Annotated in this window: 16 protein-coding genes and 1 pseudogene; 3 read left to right on the forward strand and 14 right to left on the reverse strand. The window is 73.2% G+C overall.

The window, feature by feature from the left end; translation table 11 throughout:
* Positions 1–95 precede the first annotated feature (95 nt).
* Together ACBJ32_RS21435 and ACBJ32_RS21440 are read right to left on the reverse strand one after the other, a co-directional pair.
* Positions 96–962 carry a hypothetical protein gene (locus ACBJ32_RS21435; RefSeq protein WP_375128468.1) on the reverse strand — a complete coding sequence of 289 codons (867 nt, stop codon included), beginning with the start codon at positions 960–962 and terminating at the stop codon, positions 96–98.
* 531 nt (positions 963–1,493) lie between these two features.
* Positions 1,494–1,745: pseudogene (locus ACBJ32_RS21440) on the reverse strand (hypothetical protein); the annotation flags it as partial.
* An 80-nt stretch (positions 1,746–1,825) separates the two neighbouring features.
* On the opposite strand from ACBJ32_RS21440, the gene ACBJ32_RS21445 reads away from it, so the two are divergent.
* Together ACBJ32_RS21445 and ACBJ32_RS21450 are read left to right on the forward strand one after the other, a co-directional pair.
* Positions 1,826–3,256, forward strand: coding sequence for an AMP-binding protein (locus ACBJ32_RS21445; protein ID WP_375128199.1), 1,431 nt, complete (start codon positions 1,826–1,828; stop codon positions 3,254–3,256).
* Between the two features lie 18 nt (positions 3,257–3,274).
* The gene (locus tag ACBJ32_RS21450; protein WP_375128200.1) at positions 3,275–4,390 is read left to right on the forward strand and encodes a trypsin-like peptidase domain-containing protein; all 1,116 of its coding nucleotides are present in this window, start codon (positions 3,275–3,277) and stop codon (positions 4,388–4,390) included.
* Positions 4,391–4,521: 131 nt separating this feature from the next.
* Here ACBJ32_RS21450 and ACBJ32_RS21455 read toward each other — a convergent pair whose 3' ends face one another.
* The 5 genes from ACBJ32_RS21455 to ACBJ32_RS21475 all read right to left on the reverse strand — a co-directional run bounded on the left by ACBJ32_RS21455 (position 4,522) and on the right by ACBJ32_RS21475 (position 11,229).
* On the reverse strand, positions 4,522–5,064 hold the full coding sequence (locus ACBJ32_RS21455) for an OmpA family protein (RefSeq protein WP_375128201.1): 543 nt from the start codon (positions 5,062–5,064) through the stop codon (positions 4,522–4,524).
* Complete coding sequence (locus ACBJ32_RS21460) at positions 5,048–5,650, reverse strand: hypothetical protein (protein WP_375128202.1); 603 nt, start codon at positions 5,648–5,650, stop codon at positions 5,048–5,050. The genes ACBJ32_RS21455 and ACBJ32_RS21460 overlap by 17 nt, the downstream gene beginning before the upstream one ends.
* Positions 5,651–5,835: 185 nt before the next feature.
* Entirely contained in the window at positions 5,836–8,655 is a 2,820-nt protein-coding gene (locus ACBJ32_RS21465) for a BTAD domain-containing putative transcriptional regulator (protein ID WP_375128203.1), read from the reverse strand.
* Positions 8,656–8,668: 13 nt separating this feature from the next.
* Positions 8,669–10,240, reverse strand: coding sequence for a serine/threonine-protein kinase (locus tag ACBJ32_RS21470; RefSeq protein WP_375128204.1), 1,572 nt, complete (start codon positions 10,238–10,240; stop codon positions 8,669–8,671).
* 26 nt (positions 10,241–10,266) lie between these two features.
* Complete coding sequence (locus ACBJ32_RS21475; protein ID WP_375128205.1) at positions 10,267–11,229, reverse strand: GlxA family transcriptional regulator; 963 nt, start codon at positions 11,227–11,229, stop codon at positions 10,267–10,269.
* A 99-nt stretch (positions 11,230–11,328) separates the two neighbouring features.
* Between ACBJ32_RS21475 and ACBJ32_RS21480 the strand changes: the two genes are divergently transcribed.
* Positions 11,329–11,739, forward strand: a complete 411-nt coding sequence (locus ACBJ32_RS21480) for a hypothetical protein (RefSeq protein WP_375128206.1) — start codon at positions 11,329–11,331, stop codon at positions 11,737–11,739.
* Here ACBJ32_RS21480 and ACBJ32_RS21485 read toward each other — a convergent pair.
* From ACBJ32_RS21485 to ACBJ32_RS21515, 7 genes are all read right to left on the reverse strand, one after another.
* Positions 11,684–12,847, reverse strand: coding sequence for a hypothetical protein (locus ACBJ32_RS21485; RefSeq protein WP_375128207.1), 1,164 nt, complete (start codon positions 12,845–12,847; stop codon positions 11,684–11,686). The two genes, ACBJ32_RS21480 and ACBJ32_RS21485, sit on opposite strands and share 56 nt — an antisense overlap.
* Entirely contained in the window at positions 12,844–14,274 is a 1,431-nt protein-coding gene (locus ACBJ32_RS21490) for a hypothetical protein (protein ID WP_375128208.1), read from the reverse strand. The genes ACBJ32_RS21485 and ACBJ32_RS21490 overlap by 4 nt, the downstream gene beginning before the upstream one ends.
* Positions 14,275–14,382: 108 nt before the next feature.
* A complete protein-coding gene (locus ACBJ32_RS21495; RefSeq protein ID WP_375128209.1) occupies positions 14,383–15,216 on the reverse strand; it encodes a phosphatidylinositol-specific phospholipase C/glycerophosphodiester phosphodiesterase family protein in 834 nt (277 codons plus the stop codon).
* A 79-nt stretch (positions 15,217–15,295) separates the two neighbouring features.
* Entirely contained in the window at positions 15,296–15,886 is a 591-nt protein-coding gene (locus tag ACBJ32_RS21500) for a hypothetical protein (RefSeq protein ID WP_357873904.1), read from the reverse strand.
* Positions 15,883–16,806, reverse strand: a complete 924-nt coding sequence (locus ACBJ32_RS21505; protein WP_375128210.1) for a hypothetical protein — start codon at positions 16,804–16,806, stop codon at positions 15,883–15,885. Before ACBJ32_RS21505 ends, ACBJ32_RS21500 begins: the two co-directional genes overlap by 4 nt.
* Before the next feature lie 183 nt (positions 16,807–16,989).
* Positions 16,990–18,093 carry a hypothetical protein gene (locus ACBJ32_RS21510; RefSeq protein ID WP_375128211.1) on the reverse strand — a complete coding sequence of 368 codons (1,104 nt, stop codon included), beginning with the start codon at positions 18,091–18,093 and terminating at the stop codon, positions 16,990–16,992.
* Positions 18,090–18,434: a hypothetical protein gene (locus tag ACBJ32_RS21515; RefSeq protein ID WP_375128212.1), complete on the reverse strand. Its 345-nt coding sequence runs from the start codon at positions 18,432–18,434 to the stop codon at positions 18,090–18,092. Before ACBJ32_RS21515 ends, ACBJ32_RS21510 begins: the two co-directional genes overlap by 4 nt.
* Between the last annotated feature and the right edge of the window lie 10 nt (positions 18,435–18,444).

Genomic DNA, 18,444 nt, shown 5'->3' on the forward strand with positions numbered 1-18,444 from the left:
GCCAGGTCCGAGTCATGCCCAGAATCATATTCTAGAGGATGCTTCTGGCATACCGCTCTCCCTCGCCACCTTTCCCTTCGGGGAGCGGCGGCCGGCTAGAGCGGACGGACCTGCTGGACCAGCGTGTTCAGGTCGCGCCAGCGGGTCTTGTTCGTCTCGGGGATCGAGGCCATGAGCATCGCCGGCTTGGTCTTGCCCACCTCGATGACCGTCACCATCGCCTGCGCCTCCTGCTCCTTGCCGTCGAAGGTGTAGGTGACCTTGTAGCCGAGCGTCCAGCCCTTGCCGACCGGGATCTTCTGCGAGGCGGTCCACTCGTCGAGCTTGGCGCCCGCGGGGTACTGGGTGCGGATCGTCCAGCGGGCCGCCTGGGTGGCGATCTCGCGGTAGTCGGCGTTCGAGCTGGGCTTCTCCTCCGGCGACTCGCCCGGGTACATGGCGGAGGCGATCACCGTGTGCGGGACGGCGACCTTGCCGATGCGCTGCGCGATCGAGAACGGCGGGAACGACTTGGCCTTCCACGGCGAGGCCAGCCTCGGGTAGGAGATGCCGCTGGTCTTGTCGGTGATCGTGCCGGTCACCGCGGACGCCTTGCCGGACAGCGTGGCGTACTTCTTGGAGTCGGGCACCGGCGGCAGCACGATCGGCGTCTCGGTCGGGGTCGCGCTGGCCGACACCGTCGGCGTCGCCGAGACGGACGGCACCGGCGCGACCCGGACGACCTGCTCGTCCGGCTGCTGGTTGGTGGGCACGTCGCCACGGAAGACGACGAACACCAGCAGGACGGCCAGGACCGTGCCGAGGATGGCGCCGACCAGGTAGACCGCCTTCATCGGGATGTCGCCGAAACGGCGGACCCTGGGCTCCGGGGGGAGCGGCGGCACGGGTGGCGGGGGCTGCATGTACTGCTGCTGCGGCGGCTGCCCCAGCCGCAGCCCCGTGCCCTGACCAGGGCCCTGCATCGGCCCCGGGCCGTGAACGGGACCCGGCCCCTGCCCAGGGCCCACGCCCTGACCCTGGCCTGGGCCCATGCCCTGCCCCGACCCTGCACCCTGACCCGGGCCCACGCCCTGCGCCTGACCTGCACCCTGTGCCTGATTCGCACCCTGCGCCTGCCCTGCAGCTTGCGGCCGGCCTGCACCCAGTGGCTGGCCCGGCCCTGGGGCTTGGCCGGCCCCCTGGCCCGGCCCTGGGGCTTGGCCGGCACCCTGGCCCGGCCCCTGGCTCTGGCCCGGCCCCGGACCGTGGCCCGGAGTCGGCGTGCCCATGGGGGTCTGGCCCGGAGGCTGGGCGGAGGGCCCGCTCGGCGGCTGCCGCTTCGGGGCCTGGCTCGGCGCTGGGGCCACCATCTTGCCGGGCGACTGGCCGGGAGCCTGATTCGGCGCCTTCGCCGGCGCCTTCGCGGAAGCCTGACCGGTCGGCTGACCATTGGCCTGATCAGTCGACTGGCCGCCCTTCTGATCAGTCGAGTGGCCGCCCTTCTGTGCGGTGGACTCACCGCCGTTCTGAGCGGCCGGCTGATCGGCGGGTTGAGCGGCCGGCTGGTCGGTGGGCTGCGCGGCCGGCTGATCGGTGGGCTGGGCGGGCGGCTGGCCCTCGGCCTGGTTCGGCGACTTCACCGGGCCGGACGGCCCCGGCGCGGGCGGCCGCGAGATCCTGATCGTCTCCTCCGCGGGCAGGACGATCTTGCGGAACGGGGTGGTGGGTGAGTCATAGGTGCGCTTGCGCTCGCCGTCGTCCGCCATGGCCTTGAGGTTACGTCACGGAGGAGCGGGATAATTCCGCTATTCCCCCAGCAGAATCTAATTCTGTAAGGTCTGCGGACATGAGGGGTTTCTACGAGATCGCCGCCAACGACCCTGAACGCCCCGCCCTCCTCGGCGACGAGGGCATCACCTACGGACGGTTGCTCGACCGCGTCAACCGCGCCTCCAACGGCCTGACCTCGCGCGGAGTCGCACCGGGCGACTGCGTGGTGACCGTCCTGAAGAACGGGGCCGACGCGCTGACCATGATGCTGGCGACGTACCAGATCGGGGCCTACCTCGTCCCTGTCAACTGGCACTTCACCGCCGAGGAGATCGACTACATCGTGGGCGACTGCGGGGCCAAGGTGGTGATCGCGCCGGACGCCCTCACGGTGGACGAGCTCGTCGCGGATCAGCCCGCCACCCCGCCCGGCCACCGGCGGGCCGGGTCCATGATGCTCTACACCTCGGGCACCACCGGACGGCCGAAGGGCGTGCGCCGGCGGCTGCTGGACCTGACGCCGGAGGAGCTGTACCCGATCCTGATGCGCAAGAGCTGGCGGCATTTCGGGCTGCCGATGGGCGGGGTGCACCTGGTGTGCTCGCAGCTCTACCACTCGGCGCCGTACGGGCAGGCCATGATGGCGCTGCAGTTCGGGCACTCGATCGTGGCGCCCGAGCGGTTCGAGGCCGCCGCCGCGCTGGAGCTGATCGAGCGGCACCGGGTGACGAACGCGTTCATGGTGCCCACGATGTTCCACCGCCTGCTGGCGGTGCCGGACCGGGAGTCGTACGACCTGTCGTCCCTCACCCACCTCTACCACGGGGCCGCCCCGTGCCCGCCGGCCACCAAGCAGGCGATGATCGACTGGCTCGGGCCGGTGCTCTGGGAGTACTACGGCTCCACCGAGGCGGCGGTGGCCACCATGGTCTCCTCGCAGGAGTGGCTGGCCAAGCCGGGCACGGTCGGCAAGGCCCTGGACGGGATGACGTTCACGATCGTGGACGAGGACGGCAACGAGGTGCCACCGGGCTCGCCGGGGCTGGTCTACATCGGCGGCATCAACCGCTTCGAGTACCACGGCGACCCGGACAAGACGGCGGCCGCCATGCGCGGGCGCGACTACACCCCGGGCGACATCGGCTACCTCGACGAGGACGGCTACCTGTTCCTGCTGGACCGGCGGACCGACCTGATCATCTCCGGCGGGGTCAACATCTACCCGGCCGAGATCGAGGCGGCGCTGCTGGAGCACCCCTCCGTGTCCGACGTGGCGGTGATCGGCGTGCCCGATCCCGAGTGGGGGCAGAAGGTGGTGGCGCTCGTCCAGCCGGTGGCCGGCGTCACCGGCGGCGAGGAGCTCACGGCCGACCTGCTGCGGCACTGCGCGCCCCGGCTGGCCAGGCTCAAGCATCCGCGGCTCATCGAGTACCGGGAGTCGCTGCCCCGAACGCCGACGGGCAAGCTGAGCAGGCGAAACGTCCGGGAAGCGTATCTTTCGAGCTGAGCTGGGCAGGATCTCCCCATGAGGGAGATCGTCGCGGGACTGGCCGCCGCAGCCGTACTGGTCGCCGGCTGCGGGCCTCCCCCTACCACCACAGGCACCATCAGCCCGTCCGCGCCGTCCTCCCCCACGGCCTCACCCACCGGCTCGCCCACGGGCTCGCCCACGGCGCCGAGCACGCCGGCGGCCTCGCCCACCACGTCGCCGCAGGCGCTGGAGGCGGCGTACGAGAAGGTCATCTCGGACGTCCTGCCGTCCATCGTGCAGATCAACACCAAGGTGGGGCTGGGGTCCGGCATCGTGTTCGACACCAAGGGCCACATCGTCACCAACGCGCACGTGGTCGGGCAGGCCACGCAGATGAACGTCACCATCGCCACCGGCGGGCCGCCGCGATCGGCCAGGCTGGTCAGATCGTTCGCCGCCGGGGACCTGGCCGTGATCAAGGTGGACCGGCCCGACGGGCTCAGGCCGGCGCGGTTCGGCGACTCCTCGAAGCTGCGGGTGGGGCAGATCGTGCTGGCCATGGGCAACCCGCTGGGGCTGTCCGGCAGCGTCACGAACGGCATCGTCTCCGCGCTCGGCCGTACGGTCACCGAGCCGCAGAACCCCGACTCGCCGGGCGCCACCATCGCCGGCGCGATCCAGACCTCCGCCGCGATCAACCCGGGCAACAGCGGCGGCGCCCTCGTGGACCTGTCAGGTCACGTGATCGGCATCCCGACGCTCGCGGCCACCGACCCCGCCCTGGGCGGAGGCACCGCGCCGGGCATCGGCTTCGCGATCCCGAGCAACACGGCCACGGACATCGCCCGGCAGATCGTCAAGGACGGCAAGGTCACCAACAGCCACCGCGCCGCCCTGGGCATCCGCGGCAGCACGGTCATCGGCTCCGACGGCCAGCCGACGGGGGTCGGGGTGGCCAGCGTGGAGCGGGGCGGGGGCGCCGAGAAGGCCGGCCTCCGCGCGGGTGACGTGATCGTCTCGATCAACGGCAAGGAAACGCCGACGATGGCCGTCCTGGCCGAGACCATCACCACGCTCAAGCCGGGCGACCGCGCCCGGGTGGGCGTGATCCGCTCGAACGGCCAGACGCAGATGGTCACCGTGACCCTGGGGCAACTCGCGGGCGAGTGACGATCGGCCACCCGCGGGTGAATGACGACCGGCCACTCACGGGTGACCCGCCACTCGCAGGTGGGCGACGACCGGTCCCGGGCCGCCCGCGTCATCTGGCGGGTGCGCTCACCGCCTGCGGGCCCCCGGGGTCACTGCTTGGCGGTGAAGACGATCTCGACGCGCCGGTTCCTGGCCCGGTTGGGCTCCACGGGCTTGCCGTCGATCACGTTGGGCACCTTGGGCCGGCTCTCGCCATGGCCGCGTGCCTCCAGCGTCACGCCCGCCGCCGTCAGCAGCTTCCGCATCACGCTCTCGACGGCCTGCGCCCGCCGCTGCGACAGCGTCATGTTGTAGGAGTCGGTGCCCTGGTCGTCGGTGTGCCCCTCGATCCTGACCACCCCGCCGGCCCCTTCGGCCTCGACCTTCTCGGCCACCTTGGCCAGCCGCTGCCTGGCCTTGGCGGTGAGCTGCCACTTGTCCAGCGCGAACAGCACGTCGCTGGTCACCGCCACCGTGACCTGCCGCCCCACCTTGCTCTCGCTCTCGGTGCCGTCCATGGACTCGACCTCGCCCACGATGTCCTCGACGGGCAGGACGAGGTCCTCGACGGCGCCGGTGGCGTTCGCGGGCGGGCTGGGGACCGGGGTCGGCGACAGGGCGAGGGCCAGCACGACGCTAAGAGATAGGAACATCGGTGAACACGCCGAACATCGGCATCTCGATGTTGATCTTCGTGACGTCCGCCGGCGGGGCCGCGAACACCGCGTACAGCGTGGAGGCCTCCTCCGGCTCCAGGAACTGCCCCTGCGTGCCGGAGCACACGCACTCCGCGCCCTGGCCGGTGCCGTTGCGGGCCACCCGGTACCGCTTGGCGTTGACCGGGTCGATCAGGGAGACGGCCGAGACCGTGAAGTCCAGCGGGCCCGCGCCCATGCCGTTGTGCAGGTTGACCTTGCCCTCGGTCGCGGTGACCGTCCAGTTGAGGCTGAGGGTGCGGCCCTGGCGCTTGAGCGCGGTGATGTCGACCCGCGCCTTGCCGTACATGTCGCCCGCGCCGACCTTGACCTCTCGACTGGCGATCACCTCGGTGTCCTGCGGCGGCGCGCTCTGCACGGGCGCCTGCCCCGTCGGAGCCGTGGACGCGGACGTGGACGCGGGCTGCCCCTCCGCCGCGGCCTGCGACTGCCGCTCCTCGCCGCCTCCGCCCTGCTGGCCCGGCAGCATGCCGCACCCTGCCAGCGCGACCGCCGTGACAGCCAGCGCGAACGTCTTTCGCATTACCTGGTCACCTTCGTAGTCGGGGATGTGGCCCTCACCCTAGGGAGGCGACCTTCAGGATCCGCATAGTCCGCTGTATCCGCCGACCACGCCGCCTGCCGGCCTCCCGCGCGAGCCTGCCGTCCTCGGCCTTGACCCGTTCAGCACCGAGGCCGTCAAACTCTCCCATACCTCCCATCAGGGTCTCAACCGCCCGGCTCCAGCCCGGCCCGCGCCAGCGCCTGCCGGGCCCGTGCGGCGCTCCTGTGGTCCCCGTACGCGGTGAACGTCTCCAGCGCCGCCCGCGCCGCCTCCGCCGCGGCTGCCGGGACGCCCTCCGCCTCCTCGATCTCGGCCAGGACGAGCAGCGCCACCGCCTCCAGGAGCCGGTCGCCGAGGCGGCGGTTGATCCCCAGCCGCCGCTCCACGCAGTCGCGGGCCGGGTGGTGGCGGCGGGCGGTGAGGTGCAGCCTGGCCAGGTCGAGCAGCGCCTCCGCCTCGCCACGCAGGTCACCCAGCTCCTGGTACGCGACCAGGCTCTCCTCCACCGCGCCGGCGTCCCCGCGCAGGGAACCGAGCGCCCGCAACGCCTCGGCCCGTCCCCGCCGGTCACCGGCCTCCTCGAACACCCGCAACGCCCGCGCGAACGCCCGCTCCGCCTCCAGCACCTGCGACGCCCGCCGACCGCCCCCACCGGCCACCGGCGATCGGCTCCCCGCACGGCCTGCCGCCCCAGCCTCCGGCCGGTGGCCGGCCGCGGCGGCCTGGACCAGGCCCAGCCGGAGAGTGATCCGCGCCAGCTCCAGCCCGTCCACAAGGGGCTGGGCCGCCCTCAGCGCCGCGGCCGCCGCGTCCATGCGCCCCTCCGCCCGGTGCAGGTCGGCCAGGCCGCGCAGCAGGAGCGCCTCGCCGTGCCGGTGGCCCGCCGCCCTGGCCGAGTCGAGCCCGGTCGCCGTCGCCGCGTGCCAGTCGTCGTGGTGCGCGCCCAGCTCGAACAGCGGCGTCAGGTAGAAGGCCAGCCGCCACGCGGCCTCGTACAGACCGGCACGGAAGAAGTCCTCGACCATCGCCACCAGGAACCGGCGCTCGGCACTCAGCCAGCGCGCCTCCTGCCGCAACCACCCCGTCTCCAGCCCGTCGCCACCCCGCCGCGACCACCCGCCGCGACCTGAGGAGGGGTGCGTGCCCGAAGCGGGGCCGCCGCCTGCGGGCAGGTGGACCTCGGTGCGGCCGGTGCCGGGTTCAGCCGGGAGGAGGGCTTCGCGGGCCTGGCGGGTCCGCTCCAGGATCTCGCCCGCCATGGCCGCCAGCACCCCGGCCGGGCCGCCGTCCTCCTCGGCCAGGCGTTCTGCCGCGTACAGCCGGGTCAGCTCGTGCCACCCGTACCGTTCCTGACCCGCCTCGTCCAGCCCGCGCGACTGCAGCAGCCCCGCCTCCACCAGCGGCTCCAGGTCCGCGCCCAGCGCCCAGGGCGCGAAGTCGGGCGCGGACAGCGCGCCGAGCCGGCGCAGCAGCCGCCGCTCCGGGTCCGGCAGCCCGCGGTACCCCAGGGCGAGGCTGCCCCGTACGGCGAGATCGCCGGCGCTGAGCTCGTCGAGCCGGCGCCGCTCGTCGCCGAGCCGCCCCGCCAGGTGGCCGAGCGTCCAGCCCGGCTTCCTGGCCAGCCGGGACCCGGCGATGCGCAGGGCCAGGGGCAGGTGGCCGCAGAGCCGGACGATGCGCAGCGCGGCCTCGGGCTCCGCGCGTACCCGGTCCGGGCCGGCCACGCCGCCGAGCAGCGCCACGGCCTCGTCCTCGTCGAGCAGGCCCAGCTCGTACGCCCGCGCCGCCTCCAGCCCGGCCAGCGGCGACCGGCTCGTCACCAGGGTGAGGCTGCCGGGGCCCGTGGGGAGCAGCGGGCGGACCTGGGACTCGTCGGCGGCGTCGTCCAGCAGGACGAGCAGCCGCCTGCGGGCCGTCGTGCTGCGGTACAGCCGCACCCGATCGTCCAGCGCGGGCGGCACCGCGCCGTCCGGGCAGCCCAGGGAACGCAGCAGGTCCTCCAGCACGGCGCCGGGCGGGCGGGCGCCGAGGGCGGCGTACAGGCGGCCGTCCGGGAGGTCGAGGGCGGTGGCGGCGTGCACGGCGGCGGCCGACTTGCCGCAGCCGGGCGGCCCGTGCAGGACCAGGTGCACGGGGGCCGAGGCGCGCTCGGCGGCCATCCGCGCGATCCAGTCGAGCACCGGCCGCCGCCCCGCGAAGTCCGAGATGTCGGGCGGCAGCTCGTTGATCGGCTCATCCGCCACCAGGGCCGGGTTCCCCGTGCCGGTGTCGTTCAGGACGTGCTGGTGGGCGGCCACCAGCTCGGGCCCGGGCTCCAGGCCGAGCTCCTCCACCAGGGTCCGCCGCACGTCCTGGTACGCGTTCAGCGCCTCCGACCTGCGCCCCGCCTGGTGCAGGGCCTCGATGAGGCGGACCCAGGCCCGTTCGCGCAGCGGATGGGCCCCGACCAGCGCCCGCAGCTCGCCCACCACCTCGGCGCCCCGCCCCAGCCGCAGGTCGAGTTCCACCCGCTCCTCCAGCGCCGCCAGCCGCAGCTCCTCCAGCGGCACGCCGTACGCCCGCCGCAGCGCCGACGACTCGACGTCCGCCAGCGCGGCCGGCCCCCGCCACAGCCCCAGCGCCGCCCTGAACCCGTCGGCCGCCTCCGCCAGCCGCCCGGCCTCCCGGGCCTGCCTGGCTCCGGCGACCAGCCGTTCGAAGCGGTGGCAGTCCACGTCGTCCCGCTCCACGTCGAGCAGGTAACCTCCGGGCACGGTACGGATGCCGCCGACGACCTTGCGCAGCCCGCTGACGTACACCCGGAGCACCGCCTCGGCGGACGCGGGCGGCCGGTCGTCCCACACGGCGGACAGCAGCCGCTCGACGGGCACCTGCTCGCGCGCCGACAGCAGCAGCGCGGCCAGCAACGTCCGGTGCTTGGCCGGTCCAGGGGCCTGGCCGCCCTCGACGCGCAGCGGGCCGAGCACGCCGAAGCGCACGTTCACCGGCTCCTCGGGCTCACGTGCCGGTCGCCGGTCTGACGGCGAAGGACTCGAAGCTCACGCGGGCCCGCCGGGTGGCGCCCGAGGCCGCGTGCACGCCCGCCTCGGCGGGGCCGTACGGCTCCTCGGCGTCGGACACCTCGGCGACCAGGCTCTCGTTCAGCCACATCCGCAGGGTCACCTTGCTCCCGCTCTGGCCGCATTCCGCGACGATGCGGTTGGCAGCCGTCCTCGGTGCGTCCGCCGGGCCGTACAGGGTCTTGCCCCCGGTGCCCGTGCGGCGCTTGACGATCGAGACCTTGCCCGCGCCGCTCACTCCGAACTCGTAACGGTCTCCGGAGCTCGCCGAGCCGTGGCACCACACACCGTACTCCCCCTCGCCCTCCTCCAGGGTGGCCTTCGCGCTGACGATCACCCCGTTCTCCGGTTCCCGGACGGGGGCCGACTTCCACAGCCGCCAGCCCGGCTCGACGGTCAGCTCGTAGGCGGCGCCGTCCAGGCGGGTGCCGCCGGCGTCGGACGCGCCGACGGCCCATCCGTCCGCGAACCCGGCCTCGTACGGCCAGGACCGGGGGGCCAGGCCGGGCAGGGTCGCGGCGGCGACGGCGAGGGCCAGCGCCCCGCTCCCGGCCGCCGCCACCCACGGCCACCGCCTCCTCCGCCGGCCGGAAGGAGCCGCCGCCCTCCACGGCCACCGCCTTCCTCGCCGGCCGGAAGGAGCCGCCCCCGCAGCCACGGCCTCAGGCCGCCCGGCGGCCGCGACGGCCCCCGTCCAGGTGCGTTCGACCACCTGGGTGGCCGTGGCCAGGCGCGTGCCGCCCACCAGCTCGGCCAGCAGCTCCTGAGCCGTGGGCCGCAGCCGCACGTCCTTGGCCAGGGCCCGCTCCACGACCGCCCGGATGCCTTCGTCGAGCCCGTCCAGCCACGGCTCCCGGTGAACGAGGCGGTAGAGCGCCTCCGAGGGCGGGCTCCCGAAGGGCGGCCGCCCCGTGCCCGCGAACGCGATCACCCCGCCCCACGCGAACACGTCGGCGGCGGGCGTCAGGGGCTCCCCGCGCACCTGCTCGGGCGCCATGAACGCGGGCGTCCCGAGTATCGCCTGGCTGGCCATGGAGTCGTTGACGAGCTGCGCGACGCCGAAGTCGATCACGCGCGGCCCCAGCGGCGACAGCAGCACGTTGGAGGGCTTGAGGTCGCGGTGGATCACCCCGGCCCCGTGGATGGCGCTCAGCGCGGTGGCGACGCCCACCGCCAGCGCCTCCAGGTTCGCCCCCGACAGCGGCCCCTGCTCGCGTACGGCCTGCGCCAGGTCGGGCCCCTTGACGTACTCGGTGACGAGGTAGGCCACGTCCCCGTCGATCCCGGCGTCCAGCACGGGCGCGGTGCAGAACCTGGCCACCCGCCGGGCCGCCGCCGCCTCGCGCTCGAACCGCCGCCGGAACACCGGGTCCCCGGCCAGGTGGGGATGGATGAGCTTGACCGCGGCCAGGCCGCCCGTGGGCGTGGCGGCGAGGTGCACCTCGCCCATGCCGCCCCGCCCGAGCAGGCGCCGCAGCGTGTAGCCGCCCACGACCCGGTCACCGTTCATCGCAGACACATTAGCCAGAGCCAGGATCAACCGACCGCTTGCGTCAGGCGGTAGCGGGAGGGCGGGATGCCGTACCGGTCGATGAAGGCCTGCCGCAGCGTCTCCGCGGTGCCGAACCCGCAGCGCACGGCCACCGCCGCCATCGGCAGCGAGGTGGAGGCGAGCAGGTGGGCGGCGGCCTCGGTGCGGGCCTGCCTGACGTAGCGGCCGGGCGTCTGCCCGAGGTGCTTGAGGAAGAGCCTGGTCAGGTGCCGCTCGCTGACGCCCGCCTCGACCGCCAGCGCGGCCGTGCTCAGGTCGTCGCGCAGGTGGGCCGAGATGTGTTCGAGTGTCCGCTTGACCAGGCTGTTGGCGGGCGAGGGGGCGCTGACGAACATGCTCATCTGCGCCTGGTCGCCGGGTCGCTGCAGGTAGGTGACGAGGTTCCTGGCGACGGTCCTGGCCAGCTCGGTGCCGTTGTCCTCCTCCACGAAGGCCAGCATGAGGTCCAGGGCGGCGGTGATGCCCGCGGAGGTGGCGACGTTGCCGTCCCTGATGAAGATCGGGTCGGGGTCCACGACGACGTCGGGGTAGAGCTCGGCCATCCGCTCCGCCTGGTGCCAGTGCGTGGTGGCGCGCCGGCCGTCGAGCAGGCCGGCGGCGGCGAGGACGTACGAGCCGGTGCAGACGGAGGCGACGCGGCGGCTCTCCTTGGCGAGCCGGCGGACGTGGCCGACGATCAGCGGGTTCGCGGCGGCGTCCTCGTGGCCGATCCCGCCCGCCACCACGACCGTGTCGAGCGGGCCCGTGACCCGCTCCAGGACGAGCTGGGCGCTCAGGGTCAGCGCCGTGGCCGTGGTGATGGGGTGACCGCCGGGGGTGGCGACGCGATACTCGTAGTACGGCAGCGCGCCGTGCCAGTTGGCGCTCTCCAGCGTCGAGGTGATGCTCGCGATCTCGAGCAGCTCCGAAGCCTCGTAGGCCACGATCACGACCCGTCGTCGGTCCATGGCCCCGACTGTAGGTCCGAAGGACGCAGAACCCAAGTTTCCGGACCTTCCGGGCCGCCGCCCTTGGCCCGCGGCGCCCGTACCGGACACAGTCGGGGCATGACGACGACGACACCCTCCAAGACCGGACGCCGCTGGGGCAGGTTCGCCCTCCACTACCTCGAAATGATCATCGCGATGTTCGTCGGGATGTTCGCGCTCGGCATGCTGCAGTCAGCCGTCGGCCTCGGCGTCTCCCACGCCGAGCAGCCGGAGCTGTGGTACCTGTCGATGGCGCTGAACATGTCGATCGGCATGGCCGCGTGGATGCGGTTCCGCGGCCACGGCTGGGCCCCGACGCTGGAGATGTGCGCGATCATGTTCGCGCCCGCCGTCCCGCTCTTCCCCCTGCTGTGGACGGGGGTCATGGACGCCGACGGGCTGATGCTGGTCTCGCACGTGGTGATGTTCCCGCTCATGCTGGTGGCGATGCTGCGCCGCCTCGACGAGTACGCCGGGTGCGCTCATTGAGCTGCTTGCGGAAGGCGTCCATGACGTCCTGCCGCAGCAGATGCCCGAACCCCGCCCGCTCCAGCCGCGCCGCAAGCAGGGGCACGCTGATCCGGAGCGTGGCGGCGGTGGCGGCCAGGCTCCAGCCGTGCGCGGCCAGCTCGCTCAGCAGGTGGCCGCGCCGGCACTGCGCCTCCGACAGCCTGAACGTCTTCAGGTACGCCAGCCGCCCGTCCTCATCGGTGATCGTCTCGCCGATGTGGTTCTCGCTCTTCCGCTCGAACGAGGGCAGGAACCGGCTCAGCGTGTACCGGCCCATCCGGTAGACCGTCTCCACCTTCGCGGGAGCGCGCAGCAGCCCGGCCGCCATGACCGAGTCGTGGAAGCCGGCCCATTCGCGCTCGTGGCGCTCGGCCTCGGCGCGCAGGCCGGCCAGGCTGGTGACCGCGCTCTCGTCGATCACCGCGGGGAAGTCCCTGGCGGGGTGGAAGAGGGCGTACTCGTAGATCAGCTCCCCGTACAGGTCGCGGACGAGGGTCGGGTGCAGCGCCCGGTAGTCCTCCGGGTGCGGCACCACGAACGCGCCGGCCAGCGTGTCCCCCGCGTACAGCAGCAGCCCGCACTGCCCCGGGTAGATCTCGAACACCTTGAGGGCGTCGTCGAGCCCGCGCACCTCCGCCCCGGTGTAGGCGTCCTCGGCCCGCGGTGACAGGCCGTGCGCGACCGCCTGGCGCGACCACTCCTCCCACGCGATCTCGGGGCCGCCGAAGTGCAGCGCGAGGAAGCCCTCCATGGCCAGGTGCAGCGGCAGGAACCGGAGCCGGTGCACATCCACCCGGCGGGCCATCCTGCGCCGCGTCCTGACGCGCACCTGCCGCAGCGGCTGCCCGAGCTGCGTGCCGTACGCCGCCGCCGGGGTGCCGTCATCGGTCCAGGACGCGACGAAGGCGTGCGGCACGTACGCGGTGTAGAGCGTGCGGTCCGGCAGGAACACCACGCTGGCCTCGTCGCCGTACACCTTGGCGTGCAGCCGCAGGTCCTCGATGGGCCGGCGGCGCACGAGCGGCACCAGCCGCATCGCGCCCCACGTCTGCGCGGGCCGGGTGTCGAGCCCGGTGAGATCGATCATCGCTGGGCCACCCGGTCCTCCAGATACGCGCGCAGCTCCGCGAGCCCCGTCCGCCCCTCCGCGAACCTGGCCAGCTCCACCAGCGCCGGCAGGTCCTCGGCGTCGCGGATGCCGGCCGTCGGCACCATCGTGGACAGCCGCCGCACCTCGAACTGCCCGGCGTCGTAGACCGGGTTCAGGTGCACGATGCCGACCTCGCCCGCCGGGTCGAGCTTGCGCCGCCAGACGCGCAGCACCCCGCCCGCCAGCCCCGGTGGCGCGTTGTCCCAGCCGTCGGAGACGATGACGAGCAGGCCGGGCCGCCCTTCGAGGGCGTCGATGATCCGCCGTCCCAGCGGCGTGGGCCCCGTCGGGCGTACCTGGAGCGGGTCGGAGCGGTGCGACAGCCACAGCGCGCGGTACGGGCCCGCCAGCGCCTCCAGCAGGTAGTGGCAGGCCAGCGCCACCGCGAGCGGCCGGCGGCGCTTCACCGGCGAGCCGAAGGCGGAGAAGCTGTCGTCCAGCACCGCCGCCACGCTGCCCCAGGTGCCGGCCCGCGCCCCTGCCGCCCGCGCCGCCGACGCGCGCAGCGCCGCGACCAGCTCGGCGCGCCGCCGCGTCCGCACGTCCGCGGCCAGTGACAGCACGTACGAGGCCAGCCTGACCAGCGGCATCGCGGCCAGGTCCGCCTCGCTGCGCACCCCGTCGCGCTCGGCCGCCCCGGCCAGCCGCAGCCGCTCCAGCCGGGTCAGCCGAGGCGCGACCCGCTCCAGGAAGACGGCCCGGCTGATGCCGTGGCGGGCCGCGAAGCCCTCGGCGACCGTGTACGGCAGGTCGTACAGGGCGTTCTTGTCGTAGTGGGCCCGCCGCCACGCCTCCAGGACGGGAGTGTCGTACCGGGCGCGGCTGAACGGCGCGAACAGGAAGTCGCCCAGCTCGCCCTCCGGCCGCAGGTGCGCGTGCCGCGCGGCCGACTTCACCGCCGAGCGGTACTTGACCGCGTCGAAGGCCAGGTCGGGCCGGGCGGCGAGCCAGTCGCGGACGAGCGCCCTGGTGCGCCGGTTGTTGACGCCCGCGCGCCGCAGCTCCTGGAAGAGCCGGTAGACGCGGGGCGGGCTCATCCGCGCCAGCCGCCACGCGATCAGCCGGGCGTCGCCCTGGTGGCCGCCCTTGCGCCGGAGCAGGTTGGCGATGATGAGGGCGGCGTTGTGGTCGTTGACGTCCAGCGCGAGCGTGGCGGCGTACAGGTCGGGATAGTTGCCGTGGATGTAGCTGTGCAGGAAGGCGAGGGAGAGCCGCTGCTCGCCGGCCGCGCTGTGGAACTCGCGCTGGCCGGTCGAGGTGATCGCCGCGTTGGCGAAGAGCAGCACGTCCTCGCACCCGATCAGGTCGGCGTAGGTCTCCATCGGCTCCCCCGGGGTCGTCGACTGGCCGGGGAATGGAGGCACGAGCTGCGAAAGTATCGCTGTACAGGCGGATTCCGGAAGTCGTACCGAAGTCCCGCGGCCAGTCTGGTTCCGGACCTTACCGGGGGTTCGCGACCGGCGCGAAGGGATTTATGCCGCTTCGCGCTTGCCGTCCTCGCTGCGCAGGAAGGCCGCCAGCCCCGCCAGGTCGTCGGTGTTGATGTGGTCGACGTCCGCGGCGATCAGCTCCCGCCAGAGCGCGTCCCTGGCCGCCCCTGCCGTGTCGGGCGTGGCCCAGAAGCGGACGCGCTGCCCGTCGCGGTGGGCGGTGGCCATGATCCGGTGCAGCTTGTCCCGCTCGGCGGCGGGCATCTCGCCCGCGCCGGTCCAGGTGAAGTGGTTCGTCCAGTTGTCGCTGATCAGCGGGATCAGGGCCGGGTTGCCCTGGCCCAGGTCGGCCATGCGGCCGTCGTAGAAGGCGTAGCGCCGCTCCTGGGCGGCCATCAGGTCGCGCGGGCGGTCGCCGCTGATCACCACGGTCACCGCGCCGGGCTTGACCCTGCCCTTGTGGTAGGTGGTGAGCATCGTGCGGTAGCTCCTCAGCACCTGGTCCAGCTCGGTGTAGGTGGCGGCGCCGTTGTTCTTGATGTCCACCAGGAGCTGGAGCTGCCGGCGGCTGCGCGGGTAGACGCTGCCGTGGCGGACGCGCTCGGCCAGCGGGTCGAGGTAGAGCGACTGCAGCGTGCGGCCGGGTCGCAGGTCCTCGGGGTCGTGCCCGACGCGCAGCTCGCCGTCCACCAGGTAGATGTCGGCCTCGACGCTGGTGAACCCGTGGTCGAGGGCGTCCAGGAGCGGGCGCTCGTGCTCGTAGTCGTTGTGCGCGTGGGCGCGGGGAAGGGGCTCGACGGCCGTCGCCGAGGCGGGGACGGCCGTCAGCAGCAGGGCGCCCGCGGCGGCCAGCACGCCCAGGGTTCGACGCAACATCGCATCTCCTTACGGGGGATGATCGAGACGCGTGTCACGTTATGCGGGAAAGATGTGACAGGAGTGACGTTCTCCTGAACTATCGGCCCCGCGCCTTGATCCTGCCCAGCGTGAGGTGCCGGTCCCGGATGTCGGAGATCAGCACGTGCGCGACCAGCAGCAGCCCCAGGCAGAGGACGTCGGCGGCCCACCACGGGATCTCGGCCAGCAGCAGGTACCCCTGGCCGTCGCTCAGCGACCTGATCACCACCGTGACCACGGCCACCACGAGCGTGACCAGCCCCCAGCTCCACAGCGGCGGGAGGCTGCCCTTGTTCCACAGCCGCACCCGCCAGTTCATGAACACGGCCAGCACGCCGAGCAGCGCGCAGAAGCCGATCAGCCACCAGGGCAGGGCGAAGGCGGTCTGCTCGGAGATCTGCTCCCGGGTCGTGCGCAGCTCCGCCTCGGCCTCCCGCCTGGCCCGCTCGGCGGCGGCGAGCTGCCGTTCGAGCTGGGCGACGCTCTTCTGCTCCCGGGCGGGCGGCGCGGCGTCCTGCGTCGGCAACATCCGCGTCACCACGGTCAGCATGATCGCGACGAACGACAGCGCCAGCACGATGGCCATGAACAGGTCGATGAAGCGCAGGTCGAGCGGCGGCGCGAACGACCTCGGAGCCCGCTTCCTCACTGCTCCCTCACCAGCGTGTACTTCTGCGGCCGGCTCTCTGCGGCGGCCAGCCGGTCCACGGCGGTGCGCAGCGCGTCCAGCCCCTTCACCAGCTCCTCGGTCCTGCCCCGGGAGTGGGCCAGCTCCTGCGTGAGGCCCTGCATGTGGGACAGCTCCCTGGTCAGCCCCTGCACCTGGGCCAGCTCGCGGGTGAGCCCCTGGAGGCCGGGCGCCGCCTCCTTGCCGGGCAGCCGCGCCAGGTAGATCAGGAACACCTCGTCCGCCGCCCCGACGTTGGCCCGCTCGGCCCGCTCGACCAGCGCCATCGCGCCGAACGCGAGCACGCTCAGGAACAGCGCGATCATCGTGACGCCGAACGCGGAGGCCAGCTCGGGCAGCACGTACTGCTTGAGCGCGGCGATCAGCACGCTGGGGTCGCCCCGCCCGTCCAGCGCGTTGCCGAACGAGCCCACCATCGCCGCCATGGTCAGCGCGGTGCCGATGAACCCGAAGACCGGCAGCGCCCAGATGAGCGCGTGGTCGAGGTGATGCCTGTTGGTCATCTCGCCCTCGTCCAGCGCGGAGCGGGCGCTCAGCACGGCCTCGCAGTCGCTGCCGGCCTCGGCCGCCTCCTTGAACAGCTTGAGCCGCCGCGCCACCAGCGTGCCCTCGGTCGGCTTCACCGACCCGATGTTCGCCACGGCCCGCGCCGTCGCGGCGCTCTCCCGCCGGATGTCGGGCACTGCCCTGACGATCCTCAGCACGGTGGTCAGGAACACCGCGATGACGAGCGTGACCACGAGCTCGGCCGCCGCCGGGGCCGTCGTCGCGCCCACGAACCTCAGCAGCGCTCCCACCGCCCCCGCCACCAGCAGCACCCCGGACACCAGCAGCCCCACCAGCGGCGCGAACGCCGAATGGCGCCAGTCGTACCTTGACACCCTTTAACCCCACCTAGAACACACGAATTGTCAAAGCAACACCTAAGCACACGTAGAGCAATGTTTGGTGACAGAGTGGCAGATCTGTGACTCAGTGCTGGCGAACGATCGCTCATCGCGGCGGTGGTTCCGCTTCTGGCGGGGCTGCTGACCCGGGCCCCCTCACCGGTGGGGGCCCGGGCGTCAGCGGGTGTAGTCGAGAGGGCCGTCGTTGAACAACTTGAACGGGCCGTTGAGGATGGCCTGCTCCAGCCCTTCGTCGTGCTCCTGGGCCAGGTCCCCGTAGCCGGCGCCGTAGCCCGTGAAGTCGTTCTCGCCGTAGGTCGCGCGGGCGTCCTCCTCGTAGCCGAGCTGGGCGCCCATGCGGTACGCCGCCCGGTTGGCCGCCTCCTCCTCGCGGCCCCGCGCGTCGGCGTACTCGCCCATGTCCATCCCGAGGGGGCTCGGGTCCCAGCGGCTCTTGGCGATCTCGACCTGGCGGACGAACTCCCCCGCCATGGCCTCGGGGGTGGACCAGTCGGCGCCGCCGATGTGGATGACGTTCAGGTTCCGGTTGTAGCCCGACCCGTACTCGTTCGGTCCGTTCTGGTACAGGGTCGTGATCCCGTGCTCCCTGGCGTACGCGAGCGCCGCCCGGCCCGCGGGCGTCTGGTTCAGCACGTGCTCGGCCGCCTCGCGGGCCTTGGAGTTGTCGTCGAAGGGGTCGAGGGAGAGCGTGTTGACCGCCACCAGGGCCGTCTGGAAACCGGGCACGATCATGAGGCGGCCGAGCATGCCCCTCGCGAGCCGCAGGGCGGCGACCGCGTTCCCGCCGATGTTCCGCTCGATCTGGGCCAGGGTGACCTGGAGCGCCTTGCGCGTCCCCATGGTCCGGATCCTGGCGAACAGCGCGCCCAGCGCCGGGCCCAGCGCGAAGCCCCGGATGATGGCCAGCAGCAACGCGATGAGGGCGATCACGACGACGTACTTCCACACGGTGCGGAACACCACGACCGCGGTCGTCCCGGTGCCGACCAGGGCGTTGGCCAGGGCCCCGTCGCCCATCCGCTCCTCGGTGCCGCTCCAGGAGCTCTCGAAGACGGAGATGTCGCCGCTGTGGTTGCCGGACGCCCGTACCTGGGAGACGGCCGAGGCCGACTCCACCCGGCCGCCCTGCGAGGCGGAGGCGAGGTCCATCCACGACCCCGCCCCGTCGAGGCGCTGCGTCTCGTCGGCGCGCGGCCACGGGGCGTCGGACGCGACGAGACCGTGCACCGCCCGCAGCCCCGGCGGCAGTTCCCAGCTCACAGCTCCTCCAGACCGGTCCGTACGCGCTCGGCCGACTCGACGCCTGCCTGCTCGGCACGTGTGTAGTTCTGCTCCGACAGCTCGGCTCTCGCGGCGTGGTCGCGCAACGTCCGCGCCGTGGCTCCGAACGCGCTCTGCACCAGCTCGGTCAGCCCCGCGAACTCGACGTCGAACTGCGCCCCGGGCCGCTCGGGCGCCGCCCCGCCGCCTCCCGCGTACCCGGCCCTGCCGAGCGCGCCGCCCAGCACCCGCTCCAGCTCGTCCGCCTGCTCCCTGAGCCGGCTCGCGGACACGGTCCGGCTGCCGTAGACGACCTGGATCCCGCTGCTGTTGTCGCTCATCGCCGTCCCT

The organism is Nonomuraea sp. GTA35 (assembly GCF_041950525.1).
Lineage (GTDB): Bacteria > Actinomycetota > Actinomycetes > Streptosporangiales > Streptosporangiaceae > Nonomuraea.